The sequence below is a fragment of the Oceanobacter sp. 5_MG-2023 genome (assembly GCF_030548165.1).
GTDB lineage: Bacteria > Pseudomonadota > Gammaproteobacteria > Pseudomonadales > Oceanobacteraceae > Oceanobacter.
Genome location: NZ_JAUORS010000003.1, coordinates 1 through 16,279 on the forward strand (window position 1 = coordinate 1; position 16,279 = coordinate 16,279).

Below are 16,279 nucleotides of genomic sequence, written 5' to 3' on the forward strand. Positions count from 1 at the left end.
GGCCTGCAAGTCGGCTTCGTGATTCGAAACCATCCGGTAGCCCAGAGTGAGCACCGGATTAAATAGATGCCCCCTATATGTGTGCCTGGTTATGATTATTCAAGTATATCCCCGATATGCGGATGGGCACTTGCATCGGTTGGTGTCGGGTCAGGGTTGGGTCAGGCGCAGAAATTCGGCTTTGGATATTTCCCCGACGATACGGCGCTCAGGAACTTCAATACCTTCGTGGAAGAACAGTACCGTCGGAGGGCCAAAAACGGCCAGGCTTTGTAACAGGGCAATCTGTTCGTCGGTATTACGGGTAATGTCGAGCTGCAGCCAGGTCATATGGCTCAATTGGCGCTGTACTTCATCATCGGCAAAAATTTCTTCATCCATGACTTTGCAGCTGATGCACCAGTCGGCGTAGAGATCCAGCATGACGGGTTGCTGGCTGTTTTTGATCAGGCGCTGGATGTCAGTCACCGACTCGGTGCGATAAAAAGCGTTGGCCTGTTGTTCAGCGCTGGCAGCAGACCCGGCATGAGTAGATGCCAGTGGCTGTAACGGATTATGGTTGCCTTGCAATGCGCCCCAGAAGGCGGCGACGCCGTAAACCAGCAGTGCCCAGGCCAGGCCTTTGAAGGCGCGATGGCGTGGTGTTGATGCCGGTTCAAATACACCGGCAACCACGGCATAAACCAGTGCCAGCAGCCCCCAGAGTGCAAGACTCAGTGACCCGGGCAGAATGCGGCTGACCAGCCAGAGTGCAACGGCCAGCAGTAATACCCCAAAAAAGATTTTGATCTGGTTCATCCAGGCACCGGCTTTGGGCATCAGCGAGCCGCCGCTGGTACCCAGGATAATAAGTGGTGCCCCCATGCCCAACCCAAGCGCCAGCAGGGCGCCACCGCCGAGCCAGACGTTGCCGGTGGTACTGAGGTAAACCAGTGCTCCGGCCAACGGTGCCGAGACACAGGGCGACACAACCAGTGCCGAAAGGATGCCAATCACAAACACGCTGAGCAGGTGGCCACCGGATTGCTGTTGGCTCATTTGATTAAGGCGATTGCGGAGTTTGCTGGGTAATTGCAGTTCATAGAGACCAAACATCGACAACGCCAGCAACACGAACAGCAGGGCAAAGAGCACCAGCACCCAGGGGGTTTGCATCCAGGCCTGGATATTGGCTCCGGCTCCCAGTAGTCCCATGATAACCCCCGCCAGGGCGTAGGTAATGGCCATTCCGAGTACATAGGTGCTGGACAGCAAAAAACCGCGCCGGGCGGAAATGGTCTGGTTTTGACCCATCACCACCGCCGACATGATCGGAATCATCGGCAGCACACAAGGGGTAAATGTCAGTCCGATGCCGAGCAGGAAGAACAGGCCAATGGTGGTCAGCCAGGAGCCTTCAAACCAGTGAGCGGAACTGCTGGCTGGCTGGCCGGTCGCGGGAGGATAAGTATTGTTGCTGTTAATGCCAGAGCTGGCGCTGGTGGTTGCTGACTGAGTGACAGCGTTCGTGGTGGTGCCTGCTGCGGTAGTTGCGGTATCTGTTGCGGTATTTTCCCAGGGAGCCGATGGTGTGGCAGCTGCGGGAACCGGACTGGCTGATGGAAGGTCACTGGCCGCAATGGTGATATTGATACGCTGGGGTGGGTAACACAGCCCGGCATCGGCGCAACCCTGATAGTGGAGGGTGACGACACCGGCACTGAATGAATCCAGCTTGAAGATAACTTCCCGTGGGCCGTAATGGGCAATGATATCGCCAAAGGCTTCGTCGTATTTATCAATGCCGGGTTCTGAAAAGCTGGCAGGGTCCTGCTGTATGTCATCCTGGCTCAGATAAATACGATGTTGATACAAATAGTAGCCAGGCGGGGTTTGCCATTGGGCAATTAACAGGCCGCCATCAATATCTGTCTGGAGTGGAAAAGCCTGTTCCACCGGTAAAAATTTGGGTTCAGCGCCGCCGAGTGGATCAAATAGCCCGGCCTGGACAGTAGGCGTCAGGGCGAGCAGCGCCAGGATGGCAATCAGATATCTGGCAACAACCTGCATAAAAATCCCCGGTTCTGGGTGGGTAGAGTTAGGTTTTGCGCTGGACGGCGATTCTGGCCAGAGCAATCAGGGCGTCTTTGGCCGCCGATTGGGGTAAAAGTTGCAGCTGTTGTTCGGCCCGTTGCACACAGGCATTGGCTTTGTTGCGGGTGTACTCCATTGAGCGGGTATGTGTGACCACGGCCATGACATCCTCCATGTTATCCAGACCACCTTTGCGAATGGCCTGGCGCACCAGTTTGCGGCCGGTTTCATCGGCATTGGCCATGGCATGAATCAGTGGCAGTGTTGGCTTGCCTTCCGCCAGGTCATCACCAACGTTTTTGCCGAGATCGGCGGCATTGCCTTCGTAATCCAGCACATCGTCGATTAACTGGAAGGCCAGCCCCAGTTCCTTGCCGTAAATACGCAGCGCTTCCTGGATGTCATCCGGAGCTTGCAGCAGGGCGGCGGTGCCGTGGGTTGAGGCTTCAAACAGTTGTGCGGTTTTACCCTGAATCACGTCCATATACTGGGCTTCGGTGATATTCGGGTTTTTGACGTTGGTCAGCTGCAGCACCTCGCCTTCGGCAATCACACAGGTGGTCGAGGAAAGAATATCCATTACCTTGAGGTTGGCCAGTTCCACCAGCATGTTAAACGAGCGGCTGTAAAGGAAGTCACCGACCAGTACGCTGGGAGCATTACCCCATTTGGCATTGGCGGTCGGGTTGCCCCGGCGCATGTCCGAGGTATCCACCACATCGTCGTGCAACAGGGTGGCGGTGTGCAAGAACTCGATAATGGCCGCCAGTTTGATCGCACCCTGATCGCAGTTGCCCAATGCCCGGGCGCTCAGAAGCACCAGCAATGGCCGGATGCGCTTGCCACCACTGTTGACGATATAGTCAGCGATTTTTTCGACCAGTGGAACGCGGGATTCCAGCTGCTCGTTGATGAGCCGGTTGACCGCCTGAAAATCATCATCAACACATGTCAGTATGTCGGCCAGCGACATGGACGGGGCCGGAGATGGGGATGTGATGTTGGATGACGGCATATTCATAATGTCTCGGGAAAACTGCCGCAAATGCTAGAGTTGAGCGTCGACACTGTCAAGGAAATGCGAGAATCTCCGACTTGCAACGCAGCTTGCTCTGAGGTACAGTCTCGCGCCCGAATTTCAGCTCCCTGCCATATGGTAACCCGTGCGTTCCCAGTAGAAGCAGGTTGTGAAAGTAGCGTATTCGGTTATGGACCGGTGCTGATCAGAGGCCCGGCTAAAAATGCAGCAGGTGGAGAACCTCATGTACGCAGTAGTAATTACCGGCGGTAAGCAATACCGTGTTGAAGAAGGCCAAACACTGAAGGTTGAAAAACTGGAAGTAGCAACAGGCGATGCGGTTGAACTGGAAAAAGTTTTGCTGATTGGTAACGGCGATGACGTTAAAATTGGCACTCCTGTGGTTGAAGGCGCTAAAGTAACGGCAGAAGTGGTTGCCCATGGTCGTCACAAGAAAGTGAAAATCATGAAGTTCAAGCGTCGTAAGCACCACATGAAACAAATGGGCCACCGTCAGTGGTTCACTGAACTGAAAATCACCAGCATCGCTGGCTAATTTTTTTAAATTCAATTTGGGCCCGGGTGACTGTGAATGACGGTCACCGCATCCGCAGTGTTGTAGTGGTCCCTCAGAAGGAGAAAGAAGCATGGCTCACAAAAAAGCTGGTGGTTCTACCAAGAACGGTCGCGATTCCGAAAGTAAACGCCTTGGCGTGAAACTGTACGGCGGCCAGGCAGCAAAAGCAGGCGCAATCATTATTCGTCAGCGTGGCACTCGTGTACACGCCGGTGACAATGTCCGTGTTGCTCGTGACCACACTCTGTTTGCAACTGCCGAAGGCGTTGTCAAATTTGAAGTGAAAGGTCCAAACAATCGCAAGACTGTTAGCGTCGTTCCTGCCTGATCGACAACCGGTTCAAGGTTGTCGGCGGTTGGTTTGCCGTAAAAAGCGCCCCAGCTGCTTGCAGTTGGGGCGTTTTTGTATGTTTTTTTGAGGTATCGATATGAAGTTCGTTGACGAAGCACGAATTACAGTTGAAGCGGGAAAGGGCGGCAACGGCTGTTTGAGCTTTCGTCGCGAAAAGTTCATTCCTAAAGGCGGCCCGGATGGCGGCGACGGCGGTGACGGTGGTTCGGTGTATCTTGAAGCCAACGACTCGATCAATACGCTGGTGGATTATCGTTATACCCGGCGTCATCGCGCCCAGAACGGTCAGGGTGGCGCCAGTCGTAACTGTACCGGTGCCAAAGGTGAAGATATTGTCTTGCCGGTACCTGTCGGTACCACGGCGATCGACGAAGATACCGGTGAGACGCTGGGTGATCTGACGGCAATCGGCCAACGCCTGATGGTGGCTCGGGGTGGTTTTCACGGTCTTGGGAATACCCGTTACAAGTCGAGTACCAACCAGGCACCACGCCAGACCAAGCCAGGGCAAGAGGGAGAGTCACGTAACCTCAAGCTGGAGCTGAAAGTACTGGCTGATGTCGGTTTGCTGGGCTTGCCCAATGCTGGTAAGTCTACCTTTATCCGGTCTGTCTCTGCCGCTCGCCCGAAGGTTGCTGATTATCCCTTCACCACACTGGTGCCGAATCTGGGGGTGGTTTCCATAGAGCAGCATCGCAGTTTTGTGATTGCCGATATTCCCGGGCTGATCGAAGGTGCATCAGAAGGTGCGGGCTTGGGTGTTCGCTTTCTGAAGCATTTGGTGCGGACTCATTTGTTACTGCATATTGTGGATATGGCTCCACCGGATGGCGCTGATCCTGCAGAGTGTGCGCGTACCATTATCGATGAGCTGGAGTATTTTTCTCCCGGACTGGTCAAGCGGGATCGCTGGCTGATTCTGAACAAGCTGGATCTGTTGCCGGAAGACGAGCGACAAGCCGCCTGTCAGGACGTTCTGGACAAGCTGGACTGGCAAGGCCCGGTTTACCAGATTGCTGCAATCAACAAGGATGGTACTTTCCCGTTGAGTTGCGACATTATGGAATATATCGAAGAACGCCGCCTGCGGGCTGAGCAGGACGAAGAGTTTGCTGCCCAGATCGAGCGGGAGCGCGAAGTGGTCGAAGAAGAAGCCCGCGAACGTATCGAAGAGCTGGAAGAGCGGCATCGCGCCGAGCGGGCTGCGATTCGGGCGGCGTCAAACGACAATGACGACGATGACTACGACGTCGAAGTTGTTTATCTTAACGAATAGTTTTCAGGTAGCCGCCGCGGTTACCACGTCGCTGGTTGGCTCCCTGTTGGTGTGATTGCCGCGCCAGCCAGGTTGTCCCAGTATCCCGGCCATTGCTTTCTGCCATGGCCTTGCATCAATAGCTTTTGGAATGGCTTTGGACTCTCAACAGCAAATTCAGCAGCATCGTATTCGGCTGGCGCAGAAAAAGCGCTGGGTTATCAAGATTGGCAGCGCTCTGCTGACCAATGACGGCCAGGGTCTTGATCTCGAAGGGATGCAATCCTGGGTTGATCAGATGGCCGAATTACAGCGCCTGGGGCACGATATTATTCTGGTCTCGTCCGGCTCGGTTGCCGCCGGTATGACCCGTCTTGGCTGGCATAAGCGACCGGAAGAACTTTATCAGTTGCAGGCGGCGGCGGCGGTCGGGCAGATGGGGTTGGTGCAGGCTTATGAAACCGCTTTTGGTAAACATGACCGGCTCACCGCCCAGGTGTTGCTGACCCATGATGATCTCAGTAACCGTACCCGTTATCTTAACGCTCGCAGCACGTTACGCACTCTGATGAATCTGGGTGTGGTGCCGGTGGTGAATGAAAATGACACCGTCGTAACCGATGAAATCTGCTTTGGGGATAACGATACGCTGGGCGCTCTGGTTGCCAATCTGGTAGAGGCTGATGTACTGGTGATTCTGACCGATCAGCAAGGGCTGTTCACTGCCGATCCCCGTTCCTGCCCGGATGCCGAGCTGGTACTGGAAGCCAAGGCGTCTGACCCTGCCATTGCCGATATGGCGGGCAGCGGTGGTGCGTTGGGGCGTGGTGGTATGGTCACCAAGGTACGAGCGGCGTCTCTGGCATCCCGTTCCGGAGCGGATACCCTGATTGTCGGCGGCCGGATTGAGAATGTGTTGCCGCGTTTGCGTGCGGGTGAACTGCTGGGCACCTTGTTGGTGGCTGATCGCGAGCCAGTTGCGGCGCGCAAGCAGTGGATTGCCGGTCACCTGCAGACTCGCGGGGAATTGATTCTGGACGATGGGGCGGTAAATGCCCTGCGTAATGGTCATCGCAGTCTGCTGCCGATTGGTGTGGTGGCGCTGAATGGCCGCTTTGAGCGCGGCGAAGTGGTTGCCTGTAAAAATGAACGTGGCGAGCTGGTTGCCAAAGGGCTGGTGAATTACAGTCGCAGCGAAGCCAACAAGATCTTGCGCACACCGTCGTCCGAGTTGGAACAGGTGCTGGGTTTTGTTGTGGAACAGGAAATGATCCACAGGGATAATCTGGTGGTAATATAACCAGACAGACGCAATACACCGTTATTATTGCTTTGCGCCTCATTCGTGCAGGGTACACGTCTGAGTCCCTGAACTTTCTAAATGTATATCTGAGGAACACTATGATTGAGTCGGTAGCCTTTGGCGGTCTGGAAGTCAGCAACGACAAGCCTTTTACCCTGTTTGGCGGTATGAATGTGCTTGAGAGCCGTGATCTTGCCATGGCCATTTGTGAGCATTATGTGGAGGTGACCACTCGCCTGGGTATTCCGTATGTCTTCAAGGCGTCGTTTGACAAGGCGAACCGTTCCTCGATCAACTCCTATCGCGGTCCCGGTATGGAAGAAGGCCTGAAGATCTTTGAAGAGATCAAGGCAACGTTTAATGTGCCAATTATTACCGACGTTCATGAAACCTATCAGGCAGCTCCTGTTGCCGAGGTGGTTGATGTGATTCAGTTACCGGCTTTTCTGGCGCGTCAGACTGATCTGGTGGTGGCGATGGCTGAGACAGGTGCTGCCATTAATGTGAAAAAACCCCAGTTTCTGGCACCGCATGAAATGCGTCATATCATCAAGAAATTTGCCGAAGCCGGTAACGAGCGGGTGATGTTGTGTGAGCGTGGTTCTTCATTCGGCTATAACAACCTGGTGGTTGATATGCTCGGTATGGATGATATGAAACCCATGGCACCGGTTATTTTTGATGCGACCCATGCGTTGCAGCGCCCGGGTGGTCGTACGGATTCGGCGGATGGGCGTCGTCAGCAGGCGTTTGAACTGGCGCGTTCGGGGATGGCGTTGGGTATTGGTGGCCTGTTTATCGAGGCTCACCCTAACCCTGCAGAAGCCAAATGTGATGGCCCTTGCGCCTTGCCACTCGATAAGCTGGAAGTTTATTTGAAACAAATGAAAGCAGTGGATGACCTGGTTAAATCGTTCGATAAGGTTGTTATCGGCTAAGTTGCAAGAAAACCGGCCAGTTTGTTGAAATAAAGCGACTTCTGGTTGACATGGAAGGGGCTGGCCGGGATAATCCCGGCCCTCTTGGAATTCACTAAACCCCTTATTAAGGAGCCGACTGTGGCAAATTCTGCTGGTTCTCGTAAACGCGCCCGTCAGGCTATCAAACGCCGTGCCCGTACGATCGCACTGCGTTCTATGGTGCGTACCTACATCAAGAAAGTACACGCTGCTGTAGCGTCTGATAACTACGAACAGGCCCAAGCTGCGTTCGTTAAAGCCCAACCGTATATCGATAAGATGGTCAACAAAGGTATTCTGCATAAAAACACTGCAGCCCGTACCAAAAGCCGTCTGAATTCGCAGGTTGTTGCGCTGAAAGGCTAAGGCCTTTCGACGATAAAAAAGCCCGCTTTTGCGGGCTTTTTTGTGGCTGTCTGTTGGCAAGGCCCTTCTGGGTGAAGCATCCTGCGCAGCCCGTACCAGGTTGTACAACAAGAGAAATCCGTCGTGGACAAACAAAAAGCAGCATCGTCAACAACCACGGAAGCGGGTGCCCGGTCGACAGGCAGTAGTCTGCTGCGTTCTTCATCGGTCGTCAGCGTGTTCACCTTGCTCAGTCGGGTGCTGGGGCTGGTGCGTGATATTGTGGTGGCACAGTATTTTGGCACCCGGGTTGATGCCTTTCTGGTGGCTTTTAAAATCCCCAATTTTTTTCGTCGCCTGTTTGCCGAAGGTGCCTTCTCGGTCGCTTTTGTTCCGGTACTGAGTGAATACCGTACCCGTCGTTCTCTGGATGAGGTGCAACTGCTGGTGTCGCGGGTATCCGGTACCCTGGGTCTGGCATTGCTGACGGTGACGACACTGGCGTTGTTAGCGGCGGACTACCTGCCCTGGTTGTTTGCCCCCGGTTTTGCTACCAATCCGGAAAAATTTGCCCTGACCGGGGATCTGCTGCGTATTACCTTTCCTTATCTGTTGTTTATTGCCATGACGGCCTTTGCGGGTGGGGTGCTGAACAGTTACGGCCGTTTTGCCATCCCGGCTTTTACTCCGGTGTTGCTGAATCTGACACTGATTGCCGCAACATGGCTGATGGTTGACTGGTTTGAGGAGCCATTGTTTGCATTGGCCTGGGGAGTCTTTTTTGCCGGACTGCTGCAATTGCTGTTTCAGCTGCCGTTTCTCGCCCGCTTGCAGCTGTTGGTGCGGCCGACGGTAAAACGGGATGATGAAGGGGTTCGACGTATTGTCAGCTTGATGATACCGGCTTTGTTCGGGGTGTCGGTCAGTCAGATTAATCTGTTGCTGGATACGGTACTGGCATCATTTCTGGAAGATGGCAGCGTCAGCTGGCTGTATTATGCCGATCGGCTCAATAACCTGCCGCTGGGAATTTTTGCCATCGCCATTGGTGTGGTGATCTTGCCTGCGCTGTCGAGTAAGCACGCTGGAGAACAGGCTGAGGGCTTTGCTCGTACGCTCGATTGGGCGGTGCGCATGGTGTTGCTGCTGGCATTACCGGCAGCCCTGGCGCTGGCGCTGTTGGCTCAGCCGTTGATGGCAACCATTTTTTATCACGGTGAAATGACGACTTATGACATTGAGCAAATGTCGGTCGCCTTGCAAGCTTACGCCTCGGGCCTGTTGGCCTTTATGCTGATCAAGGTCTTGGCTCCCGGTTATTATGCACGGCAGGATACCCGCACACCGGTACGTATTGGTATTCAGGCGATGGTCGTGAATATGGTGTTTAATCTGGCGCTGGTGTTGCCGTTTGCCCATGTCGGGCTGGCGCTGGCCACCGCTATCTCATCGTACTTTAATGCTCTGATGTTATATCTGGGGTTGCGCAAAGCCGGGGTGCTGCAACACAGTCGAGGCTGGTTGGGGTTTATGGCCAAGCTGGCATTGGCAAATGCTGCCTTGCTGGGAGTGACCTGGTGGCTCATGGGGGATGTGGCCGATTGGCTGCTGTGGTCAGCTTCTGAGCGTATGGTACAAATGACGCTGGTGGTTGTTTCGGGCGTTGTCGTCTATGTGCTGGTGTTGCTTGTTGCCGGGCTGCGGCCCCGGCACTTGCGTGGTGCCTTGTTTGACTAGAGGGCTGGTGCCCGCTGCGCCTGATGGGGTGGTTCGAGGCTAAATTCAGTCTATAGCGGCTGTTTCCGGTGTTTGACTGTTCCCGGCGCGGTGCCTTGGCTATAATCCAGCCCCTTGTATTTTTGTCTGGTTATCTGTTTGTTCCGGTAACTGAATCACTGAGGACTGTCATCGCTCATGCGTCTGCTGCGAGGCTTACATAATATTCCAGCGGAATTCTCTGGCTGTGCGATCACCATTGGTAATTTTGATGGCTTGCATCTGGGGCATCAGGCTATTTTGCATGGACTCCATGCCGCGGCAACCGGGTTGGCTGTGCCAACGCTGGTAATGATTTTTGAGCCGCAGCCCAAGGAATTTTTTGCCGCGGACCAAGCCCCCGCGCGACTGGCCAATCTGCGCGAGAAATTACTTGATCTTGATGCCGATCACGTCGATTACGTTCTGTGCCTGCCGTTTAATCAGGCGCTGCGATCAATGTCGGCGGATGATTTTATCAAGCAGGTACTGGTGGATACGCTCGGTATTCGCCATCTGATCGTGGGAGATGACTTCCGCTTTGGCTGTGATCGCCGGGGTGATTATGCGCTGCTGGCCAGTGCTGGCCAGCAATACGGTTTTGTGGTGCAGAACTCCTCGACCTTTCTGGTGGCCGGAGAACGCGTCAGCAGTACCCGTATCCGCAAGGAGCTGGAAGCCAACCGTCTGGGCGAAGTGCGCAAGTTGCTGGGGCGTACCTATCGCATGTCCGGGCGGGTTGCCCACGGCCGGGAACTGGGCCGTACGCTGAATACTCCCACCGCCAATGTGATGATCCATCGCCGCCGCCTGCCTTTGTGTGGAGTGTATGCCGTGGCCACACGTATCCAGGAGACCGGCGAAGAATATCTGGGAGTGGCCAATGTCGGAATCAAACCGACCATCAGCCTGAAGCCTGAGCCGTCACTGGAGGTTCACCTGTTCGGATTTTCCGGTGATCTGTATGGCCAGCATCTGACGGTCGAATTCTGGCATCGTATTCGTGGTGAGCGTGCCTTTGATGGCCTGGAATCACTACAAGCCGCTATTGACGATGACAAACGCTCGGCCCAGCATTATTTCGCCACATTGCCATACTCTTTCCGTGATTCGGGATCGACCCGGATAACGACGACCGAATTGAATTTATCAGAAGTGACCCGTTATGAACGATAAAGTGGACAGCCAGTACAAATCGACTCTGAATTTACCGGATACCGAATTTCCCATGCGCGGTAATTTGGCCAAGCGAGAGCCTGACATGCTGGCTCGTTGGGAAAAAATGGGGCTGTACCAGCAGATTCGTGCGGCACGTGCCGGTCGTAACAAGTTTATCCTGCATGATGGCCCGCCATACGCCAATGGCAAGATTCATATTGGTCACGCCGTTAACAAGATTCTGAAAGACATGATCGTCAAGTCACGGACCATGAGTGGCTTTGATGCTCCTTATGTACCGGGATGGGATTGCCATGGCTTGCCGATTGAACTGAAAGTGGAAGAGCAGGTAGGCAAGGCGGGTGACAAGGTCAGCGCCAGTGAATTTCGTCGTCATTGCCGCGAATACGCCGCCAAACAGGTCGATGGCCAGCGCGAGGACTTCAAACGCCTGATGGTGTTGGGAGACTGGGATAACCCTTATCTCACCATGGATTTTACAACCGAAGCGGACATCATTCGTACGCTGGGCAAAATCATCGACAAGGGCCACTTGCACAAGGGCTTCAAGCCAGTGAACTGGTGCCCGGAATGTGGTTCTGCATTGGCGGAAGCGGAAGTTGAGCACCAGGATAAAAAGTCCGTAGCGATTGATGTGAAGTTTGCTTTCCCGGATACCGCGCAGTTGCTGGCGGCCTTTGGTGCCGAAGCGACACTGGCGAGTAAAACGGCCAGCATTGTGATCTGGACAACCACTCCCTGGACTCTGCCGGCGAACGAAGCCGTATCGGTACACCCGACGCTGGAATACTCGCTGGTACTGCTGAAAGAACAGGATGAACTATTGGTGCTGGCGGCCGACCTGGTGGCTGACTCAATGGCCCGTTATGGCATTGATGCCAGTGATTACGAGGTGGTGGCTACTGCCAAGGGCGCAGTATTGGGTTGGACTCCGGAACAACTGGCGGCTGGTGACAGCGCTCCGTTTGTGGTTCGACACCCTTTTATGCCAGCAGCCGATAGCGCCGAAAAATACGTACCGATCATCACCGGCGAGCACGTCACCGCCGATTCCGGTACCGGCTCTGTCCATACCGCTCCAATGCACGGTGCGGATGACTACAGTGTATGTCAGACCTTCGGCATCCGCTCCGCCGAGATGCTGGTCGACAGCCACGGCAATTTTATCGATAACGCCACCTTGCAAGCCTTGGAACTGACCGGGTTAAGCACCGCGAACAAGGGTAACTTCCGGGTATTGGCCATTCTTAATGAATGTGGTGCGTTGCTGAAAAAAGCCAATATCACCCACAGTTATCCACACTGCTGGCGTCACAAAACCCCGATTATTTTCCGGGCAACGCCCCAGTGGTTTATTGCCATGAATCAGAATGGCTTGCTGCAGCAGGCCATGGACGAAGTGGAAAACGCAGTGGAATGGCGCCCGGGTTGGGGCAAGGCCCGTATTGAAGGCATGCTGACCGACCGGCCGGATTGGTGTATTTCGCGTCAGCGTACCTGGGGCGTACCGATCGCGCTGTTTGTCCATAAAGACAGCAGTGAATTGCATCCCCGTACTGCCGAACTGATTGAACAGGTAGCGCAAAAAGTAGAAGCCGTGGGTATTGATGCCTGGTTTGAACTGGATGCCGCGGAACTGTTGGGCGATGAAGCCGCCGACTACGTCAAGGTGACGGATACCCTGGATGTCTGGTTTGACTCCGGCGTCACCCATACTTCCGTTTGTCAGCGTCGTGAAGAACTGACTTTCCCGGCCGATATGTATCTGGAAGGTTCTGACCAGCATCGCGGCTGGTTCCAGAGTTCCTTGCTGACCAGTGTGGCGGCGTATGGCCATGCCCCCTATAAAACGGTGCTGACCCATGGTTTCACCGTCGACGCCAACGGTCGCAAGATGTCCAAATCCCTGGGCAACACGGTTGAACCACAGAAAGTGCTTAACAGCCTGGGTGGCGACATCCTGCGCTGGTGGGTGGCCGATACCGACTACAGCGGTGAAATGACCGTCTCGGACGAGATTCTCAAGCGCAACGCCGATGCCTACCGTCGGGTGCGTAATACCTGTCGTTTCCTGTTGGCCAATATTCATGGTTTTGATCCAAAAACAGATCTGGTGGCCGGTGAACAACTGCTGCCGCTGGACGCCTGGATTGTGGAATACACCCGCACCCTGCAAGAGAAGGTGATCGCCTTCTATCTGGATTACGATTTCAAGGGGCTGACCAAAACGTTGATGAATTTCTGTGTCAGTGAGCTGGGTGGCTTCTATCTGGATATCATCAAGGACCGCCAATACACCGGCAAACATGATGGCTTGCCGCGTCGCAGTGCCCAGACGGCGTTGTTCCATGTACTGGAAGCCATGGCTCGCTGGATTGCCCCGGTATTGTCCTTTACTGCGGAAGAAATCTGGGACAACTTGCCCGGTGATCGTGATGCCTCCGTGTTGTTGGCCGAGTGGTACACCGACTTTCCGGTTGTGTCTGATAACGGCTTCGACAACGGGTACTGGCAAACCATTCTCAAGGTCAAGGAAGCCGTAAATGGCCAGCTGGAAAAAGCCCGTAGTGACAAGCTGATCGGTGCCAGCCTGGGAGCGGATCTGGTGCTGTACGCCAATGACGAACTGCGAGTGGCTCTGGAGCAACTGGGTGATGAATTACGCTTTGTGCTGATGACGTCTTCAGCCCGGGTGGCAGCATGGGATGATGAGCAAGGCGAAGCCACTGATCTGAGCGACTTGCGCGTCAGTGTCGTCGCCTCGACAGCAGAAAAATGTGAGCGTTGCTGGCATCACAGCGAGACGGTTGGCAGCGATGCCGCCCACCCAACGCTGTGTCGCCGTTGCATCGACAACGTTGAGGGAGAGGGCGAAGTTCGCCTGTACGCCTGATGACATCGATAAAAAACAGCGCCCTGATCTGGTCGTGGCTCAGCCTGCTGGTTCTGGTCATTGATCTGGCCACCAAACAAATGGCCGAAGCCTGGCTGCACTATGGCAATCCGGTATATCTGTTACCGGTGCTGGATTTTACCTTGCTGTATAACAAGGGGGCTGCATTCAGTTTGCTGGCCGACCAGCCGGGCTGGCAACGCTGGTTCTTTACGTTTATCTCAGCCGCCGTCAGTGTCATGCTGATGGTCTGGATGCGGCGCTTACCGCGCAGCCAACCCTGGCTGGCGGTGTCACTGGCACTGATTCTGGGGGGCGCGGTGGGCAATCTGGTCGACCGGGTGCTGTTTGGTCATGTGATTGACTTTATTTCCGTGCACTGGGACAACGCGTATTTTCCTGCCTTCAATATTGCGGACTCTGCCATTACGGCAGGGGCCATCATGATGGCAATCGACGTGATACGGGACAGCATCAGCACACAGAAACCGGCTTCTGACTCCGTCAGTCGCAGCGATTGAATCCGTACGGCTGACATACATTGGCGTAACCCGGTATCTGGCGAGCGCCCAACAAACGCCTAACAAGAGGTGAACTCATGGCCGCAGACATTATTTCCAGTGGCAGCACGGTATCCCTGCATTTTGCCTTGAAACTGGCAGATGGCCAGGTGATTGACTCAACCTTTGATGCCACGCCTGCGCAGCTGGTGATTGGTGATGGCAATTTGCCAGAAGGCTTTGAAAGCCTGCTTGTAGGTTTGGCCCCCGGAGCTCATGAAACCTTCAGTGTTGCTCCTGAACACGCTTTTGGCCAGCATAACCCGAACAATGTCCAGCGGATGAAGCGTTCCGACTTTGCCGCGGACTTGCCGATTTCTCCCGGTCTGGTGGTGTCATTTGCGGATGCATCCAACACCGAGCTGCCAGGCGTGATTGCCAGTGTGGAAGGCGAGTGGGTCGAGGTGGATTTTAATCATCCTCTGGCAGGTAAAATCCTGACATTCGAGGTTCAGATTCTTGACGTCAAACCGACAGAGATCAGCCATGCAAATTAAACTCGCCAATCCACGCGGATTTTGTGCGGGGGTTGATCGGGCTATCGATATCGTCAACCGGGCACTGGAATTGTTCGAGCCACCGATTTATGTGCGCCATGAAGTGGTACACAACAAGTTTGTGGTGAACGATTTACGCCAGCGTGGCGCCATCTTTGTGGATGAGCTGGATGAAATACCGGACGGCAGCATTGTTATCTTTTCTGCCCATGGTGTGGCCCAGGCGGTACGCAAGAATGCCACTGACCGCCACCTCAAGGTTTTTGATGCCACCTGCCCACTGGTTACCAAGGTCCACCTTGAAGTGGCCCGGTACAGTGCCGATGGCAGCGAGTGTGTGCTGATTGGACATAAAGGCCATCCCGAAGTGGAAGGCACCATGGGGCAATACGATTACAGCCGGGGTGGCAGTATTTACCTGGTTGAAAATGAAGAGGATGTCGCCAACCTGTCTGTCCGTGACGCCTCCCGGTTGTCTTATGTGACCCAGACGACCTTGTCGATGGACGATACCGCCAAGGTAATTGATGCCCTGAGACAGAAGTTCCCTGCTATTCAGGGGCCACGCAAGAATGATATTTGCTACGCCACCCAGAACCGGCAGGATGCCGTGAAACAGCTGGCTGCTGAATGTGAAGTCCTGTTGGTGGTTGGTTCACCCAACAGCTCAAACTCGAATCGCTTGCGCGAGCTGGGAGAGCGGATGGGAGCCAAGGCCTATCTGGTTGATAACGCCAGCGAAATCCGCCCTGAATGGTTGAACGACATTGGCCACGTAGGGGTGACGGCCGGTGCATCAGCCCCGGAAGTGCTGGTGAAAGAAGTAGTGCAGTGCCTGGTGAATCTGGGCGGTCGGACCCCTGAAGAAGTTCAGGGAACCGAAGAAAACGTGGTGTTTTCGCTGCCCAAGGAACTGCGCTTGAGCGAAGTCTGAGCCCGGTCTGGCGCCTGCTGACGGTGGTTGGTTGGCCTGCCGTCATTTGTGATAGCCGCAGGCTGTCAACCAATACCGGCTGGCCGGTGTTTTACCATTCGAAGACGTCACTGCCTACGGTACGGGTCTGGGTACCGGTGGAGTCCAGTACCAGATTGCCGTCGCTTGCCTGGCTGCCGACCGCCGTGGCAGTGATCTGGATACATTGGCTCAGGAAAGCACCAGAGCAACTGGAAGCACTCACTTTGTAGGCGGTGGTATCGCCGCTTTTGATCAGGTAATAGCCGCTGCTGAGAGTCAGTCCCAGTTTGCTCAAATCCGTGGTGTAGGTCAGCTCATCGGAATAATAACGTTCCTGGGCGGCCATGATACGTGATAATTCCTGGGCAGTGTCTGCACGAATGGCCCGGCTTATATAGCTGTGATAGCCAGGTATAACGATTGCTGCCAGAATGCCGATAATGGCGATCACAATCATCAGTTCAATCAGGGTAAAACCTCGGCTGGGAGCAAGGTGGGCTGGCAATCTCATCGGTTTCAGGTTTCCTGTTGTCGATCGGGAAATAGCCTTCATGGTGA

15 protein-coding genes are annotated in these 16,279 nt (G+C 54.6%); 12 read left to right on the forward strand and 3 right to left on the reverse strand.

Annotation, left to right across the window (positions count from 1 at the left end; translation table 11 throughout):
• Window positions 1–150: 150 nt before the first annotated feature.
• Both dsbD and Q4551_RS02980 read right to left on the reverse strand, forming a co-directional pair.
• Window positions 151–2,049 carry a protein-disulfide reductase DsbD gene (gene dsbD / locus Q4551_RS02975; RefSeq protein WP_303431723.1) on the reverse strand — a complete coding sequence of 633 codons (1,899 nt, stop codon included), beginning with the start codon at window positions 2,047–2,049 and terminating at the stop codon, window positions 151–153.
• Window positions 2,050–2,077: 28 nt separating this feature from the next.
• On the reverse strand, window positions 2,078–3,088 hold the full coding sequence (locus Q4551_RS02980; protein ID WP_303431903.1) for a polyprenyl synthetase family protein: 1,011 nt from the start codon (window positions 3,086–3,088) through the stop codon (window positions 2,078–2,080).
• Between the two features lie 247 nt (window positions 3,089–3,335).
• Here Q4551_RS02980 and rplU point away from each other — a divergent pair, with 247 nt between their 5' ends.
• From rplU to ispH, 12 genes are all read left to right on the forward strand, one after another.
• Entirely contained in the window at window positions 3,336–3,647 is a 312-nt protein-coding gene (rplU, locus tag Q4551_RS02985; protein WP_303431724.1) for a 50S ribosomal protein L21, read from the forward strand.
• Window positions 3,648–3,738: 91 nt separating this feature from the next.
• Window positions 3,739–3,996 (forward strand): 50S ribosomal protein L27, encoded by a 258-nt coding sequence (gene rpmA, locus Q4551_RS02990; RefSeq protein ID WP_303431725.1) that lies wholly within the window; start codon window positions 3,739–3,741, stop codon window positions 3,994–3,996.
• Window positions 3,997–4,096: 100 nt separating this feature from the next.
• Entirely contained in the window at window positions 4,097–5,296 is a 1,200-nt protein-coding gene (gene cgtA, locus Q4551_RS02995; RefSeq protein ID WP_303431726.1) for an Obg family GTPase CgtA, read from the forward strand.
• A 130-nt stretch (window positions 5,297–5,426) separates the two neighbouring features.
• Window positions 5,427–6,575, forward strand: coding sequence for a glutamate 5-kinase (proB, locus tag Q4551_RS03000; protein ID WP_303431727.1), 1,149 nt, complete (start codon window positions 5,427–5,429; stop codon window positions 6,573–6,575).
• A gap of 101 nt (window positions 6,576–6,676) precedes the next feature.
• Window positions 6,677–7,516, forward strand: coding sequence for a 3-deoxy-8-phosphooctulonate synthase (gene kdsA, locus Q4551_RS03005; RefSeq protein WP_303431728.1), 840 nt, complete (start codon window positions 6,677–6,679; stop codon window positions 7,514–7,516).
• Between the two features lie 120 nt (window positions 7,517–7,636).
• On the forward strand, window positions 7,637–7,903 hold the full coding sequence (gene rpsT, locus Q4551_RS03010; RefSeq protein WP_303431729.1) for a 30S ribosomal protein S20: 267 nt from the start codon (window positions 7,637–7,639) through the stop codon (window positions 7,901–7,903).
• A 123-nt stretch (window positions 7,904–8,026) separates the two neighbouring features.
• On the forward strand, window positions 8,027–9,619 hold the full coding sequence (murJ, locus tag Q4551_RS03015; RefSeq protein ID WP_303431730.1) for a murein biosynthesis integral membrane protein MurJ: 1,593 nt from the start codon (window positions 8,027–8,029) through the stop codon (window positions 9,617–9,619).
• A gap of 177 nt (window positions 9,620–9,796) precedes the next feature.
• Complete coding sequence (ribF, locus tag Q4551_RS03020; protein ID WP_303431731.1) at window positions 9,797–10,813, forward strand: bifunctional riboflavin kinase/FAD synthetase; 1,017 nt, start codon at window positions 9,797–9,799, stop codon at window positions 10,811–10,813.
• Entirely contained in the window at window positions 10,803–13,709 is a 2,907-nt protein-coding gene (gene ileS, locus Q4551_RS03025) for an isoleucine--tRNA ligase (protein ID WP_303431732.1), read from the forward strand. The genes ribF and ileS overlap by 11 nt, the downstream gene beginning before the upstream one ends.
• Window positions 13,709–14,230: a signal peptidase II gene (gene lspA, locus Q4551_RS03030; RefSeq protein WP_303431733.1), complete on the forward strand. Its 522-nt coding sequence runs from the start codon at window positions 13,709–13,711 to the stop codon at window positions 14,228–14,230. Before ileS ends, lspA begins: the two co-directional genes overlap by 1 nt.
• A 77-nt stretch (window positions 14,231–14,307) precedes the next feature.
• Complete coding sequence (locus tag Q4551_RS03035) at window positions 14,308–14,766, forward strand: peptidylprolyl isomerase (RefSeq protein ID WP_303431734.1); 459 nt, start codon at window positions 14,308–14,310, stop codon at window positions 14,764–14,766.
• A complete protein-coding gene (gene ispH / locus Q4551_RS03040) occupies window positions 14,756–15,700 on the forward strand; it encodes a 4-hydroxy-3-methylbut-2-enyl diphosphate reductase (RefSeq protein WP_303431735.1) in 945 nt (314 codons plus the stop codon). The genes Q4551_RS03035 and ispH overlap by 11 nt, the downstream gene beginning before the upstream one ends.
• Window positions 15,701–15,791: 91 nt before the next feature.
• On the opposite strand, the gene Q4551_RS03045 is transcribed toward ispH, so the two are convergent.
• Window positions 15,792–16,232 (reverse strand): type IV pilin protein, encoded by a 441-nt coding sequence (locus Q4551_RS03045; protein WP_303431736.1) that lies wholly within the window; start codon window positions 16,230–16,232, stop codon window positions 15,792–15,794.
• Between the last annotated feature and the right edge of the window lie 47 nt (window positions 16,233–16,279).

Excerpts from the sequence above, each read along its gene's own strand:
- dsbD (WP_303431723.1), bottom strand. The coding sequence starts at position 2,049 with ATGCAGGTTGTTGCCAGATATCTGATTGCCATCCTGGCGCTGCTCGCC.
- kdsA (WP_303431728.1), top strand. The coding sequence starts at position 6,677 with ATGATTGAGTCGGTAGCCTTTGGCGGTCTGGAAGTCAGCAACGACAAG.
- Q4551_RS03035 (WP_303431734.1), top strand. The coding sequence starts at position 14,308 with ATGGCCGCAGACATTATTTCCAGTGGCAGCACGGTATCCCTGCATTTT.
- lspA (WP_303431733.1), top strand. The coding sequence starts at position 13,709 with ATGACATCGATAAAAAACAGCGCCCTGATCTGGTCGTGGCTCAGCCTG.
- Q4551_RS02980 (WP_303431903.1), bottom strand. The coding sequence starts at position 3,088 with ATGCCGTCATCCAACATCACATCCCCATCTCCGGCCCCGTCCATGTCG.
- rpmA (WP_303431725.1), top strand. The coding sequence starts at position 3,739 with ATGGCTCACAAAAAAGCTGGTGGTTCTACCAAGAACGGTCGCGATTCC.
- Q4551_RS03045 (WP_303431736.1), bottom strand. The coding sequence starts at position 16,232 with ATGAGATTGCCAGCCCACCTTGCTCCCAGCCGAGGTTTTACCCTGATT.
- ispH (WP_303431735.1), top strand. The coding sequence starts at position 14,756 with ATGCAAATTAAACTCGCCAATCCACGCGGATTTTGTGCGGGGGTTGAT.
- ileS (WP_303431732.1), top strand. The coding sequence starts at position 10,803 with ATGAACGATAAAGTGGACAGCCAGTACAAATCGACTCTGAATTTACCG.
- proB (WP_303431727.1), top strand. The coding sequence starts at position 5,427 with ATGGCTTTGGACTCTCAACAGCAAATTCAGCAGCATCGTATTCGGCTG.
- ribF (WP_303431731.1), top strand. The coding sequence starts at position 9,797 with ATGCGTCTGCTGCGAGGCTTACATAATATTCCAGCGGAATTCTCTGGC.
- cgtA (WP_303431726.1), top strand. The coding sequence starts at position 4,097 with ATGAAGTTCGTTGACGAAGCACGAATTACAGTTGAAGCGGGAAAGGGC.
- rplU (WP_303431724.1), top strand. The coding sequence starts at position 3,336 with ATGTACGCAGTAGTAATTACCGGCGGTAAGCAATACCGTGTTGAAGAA.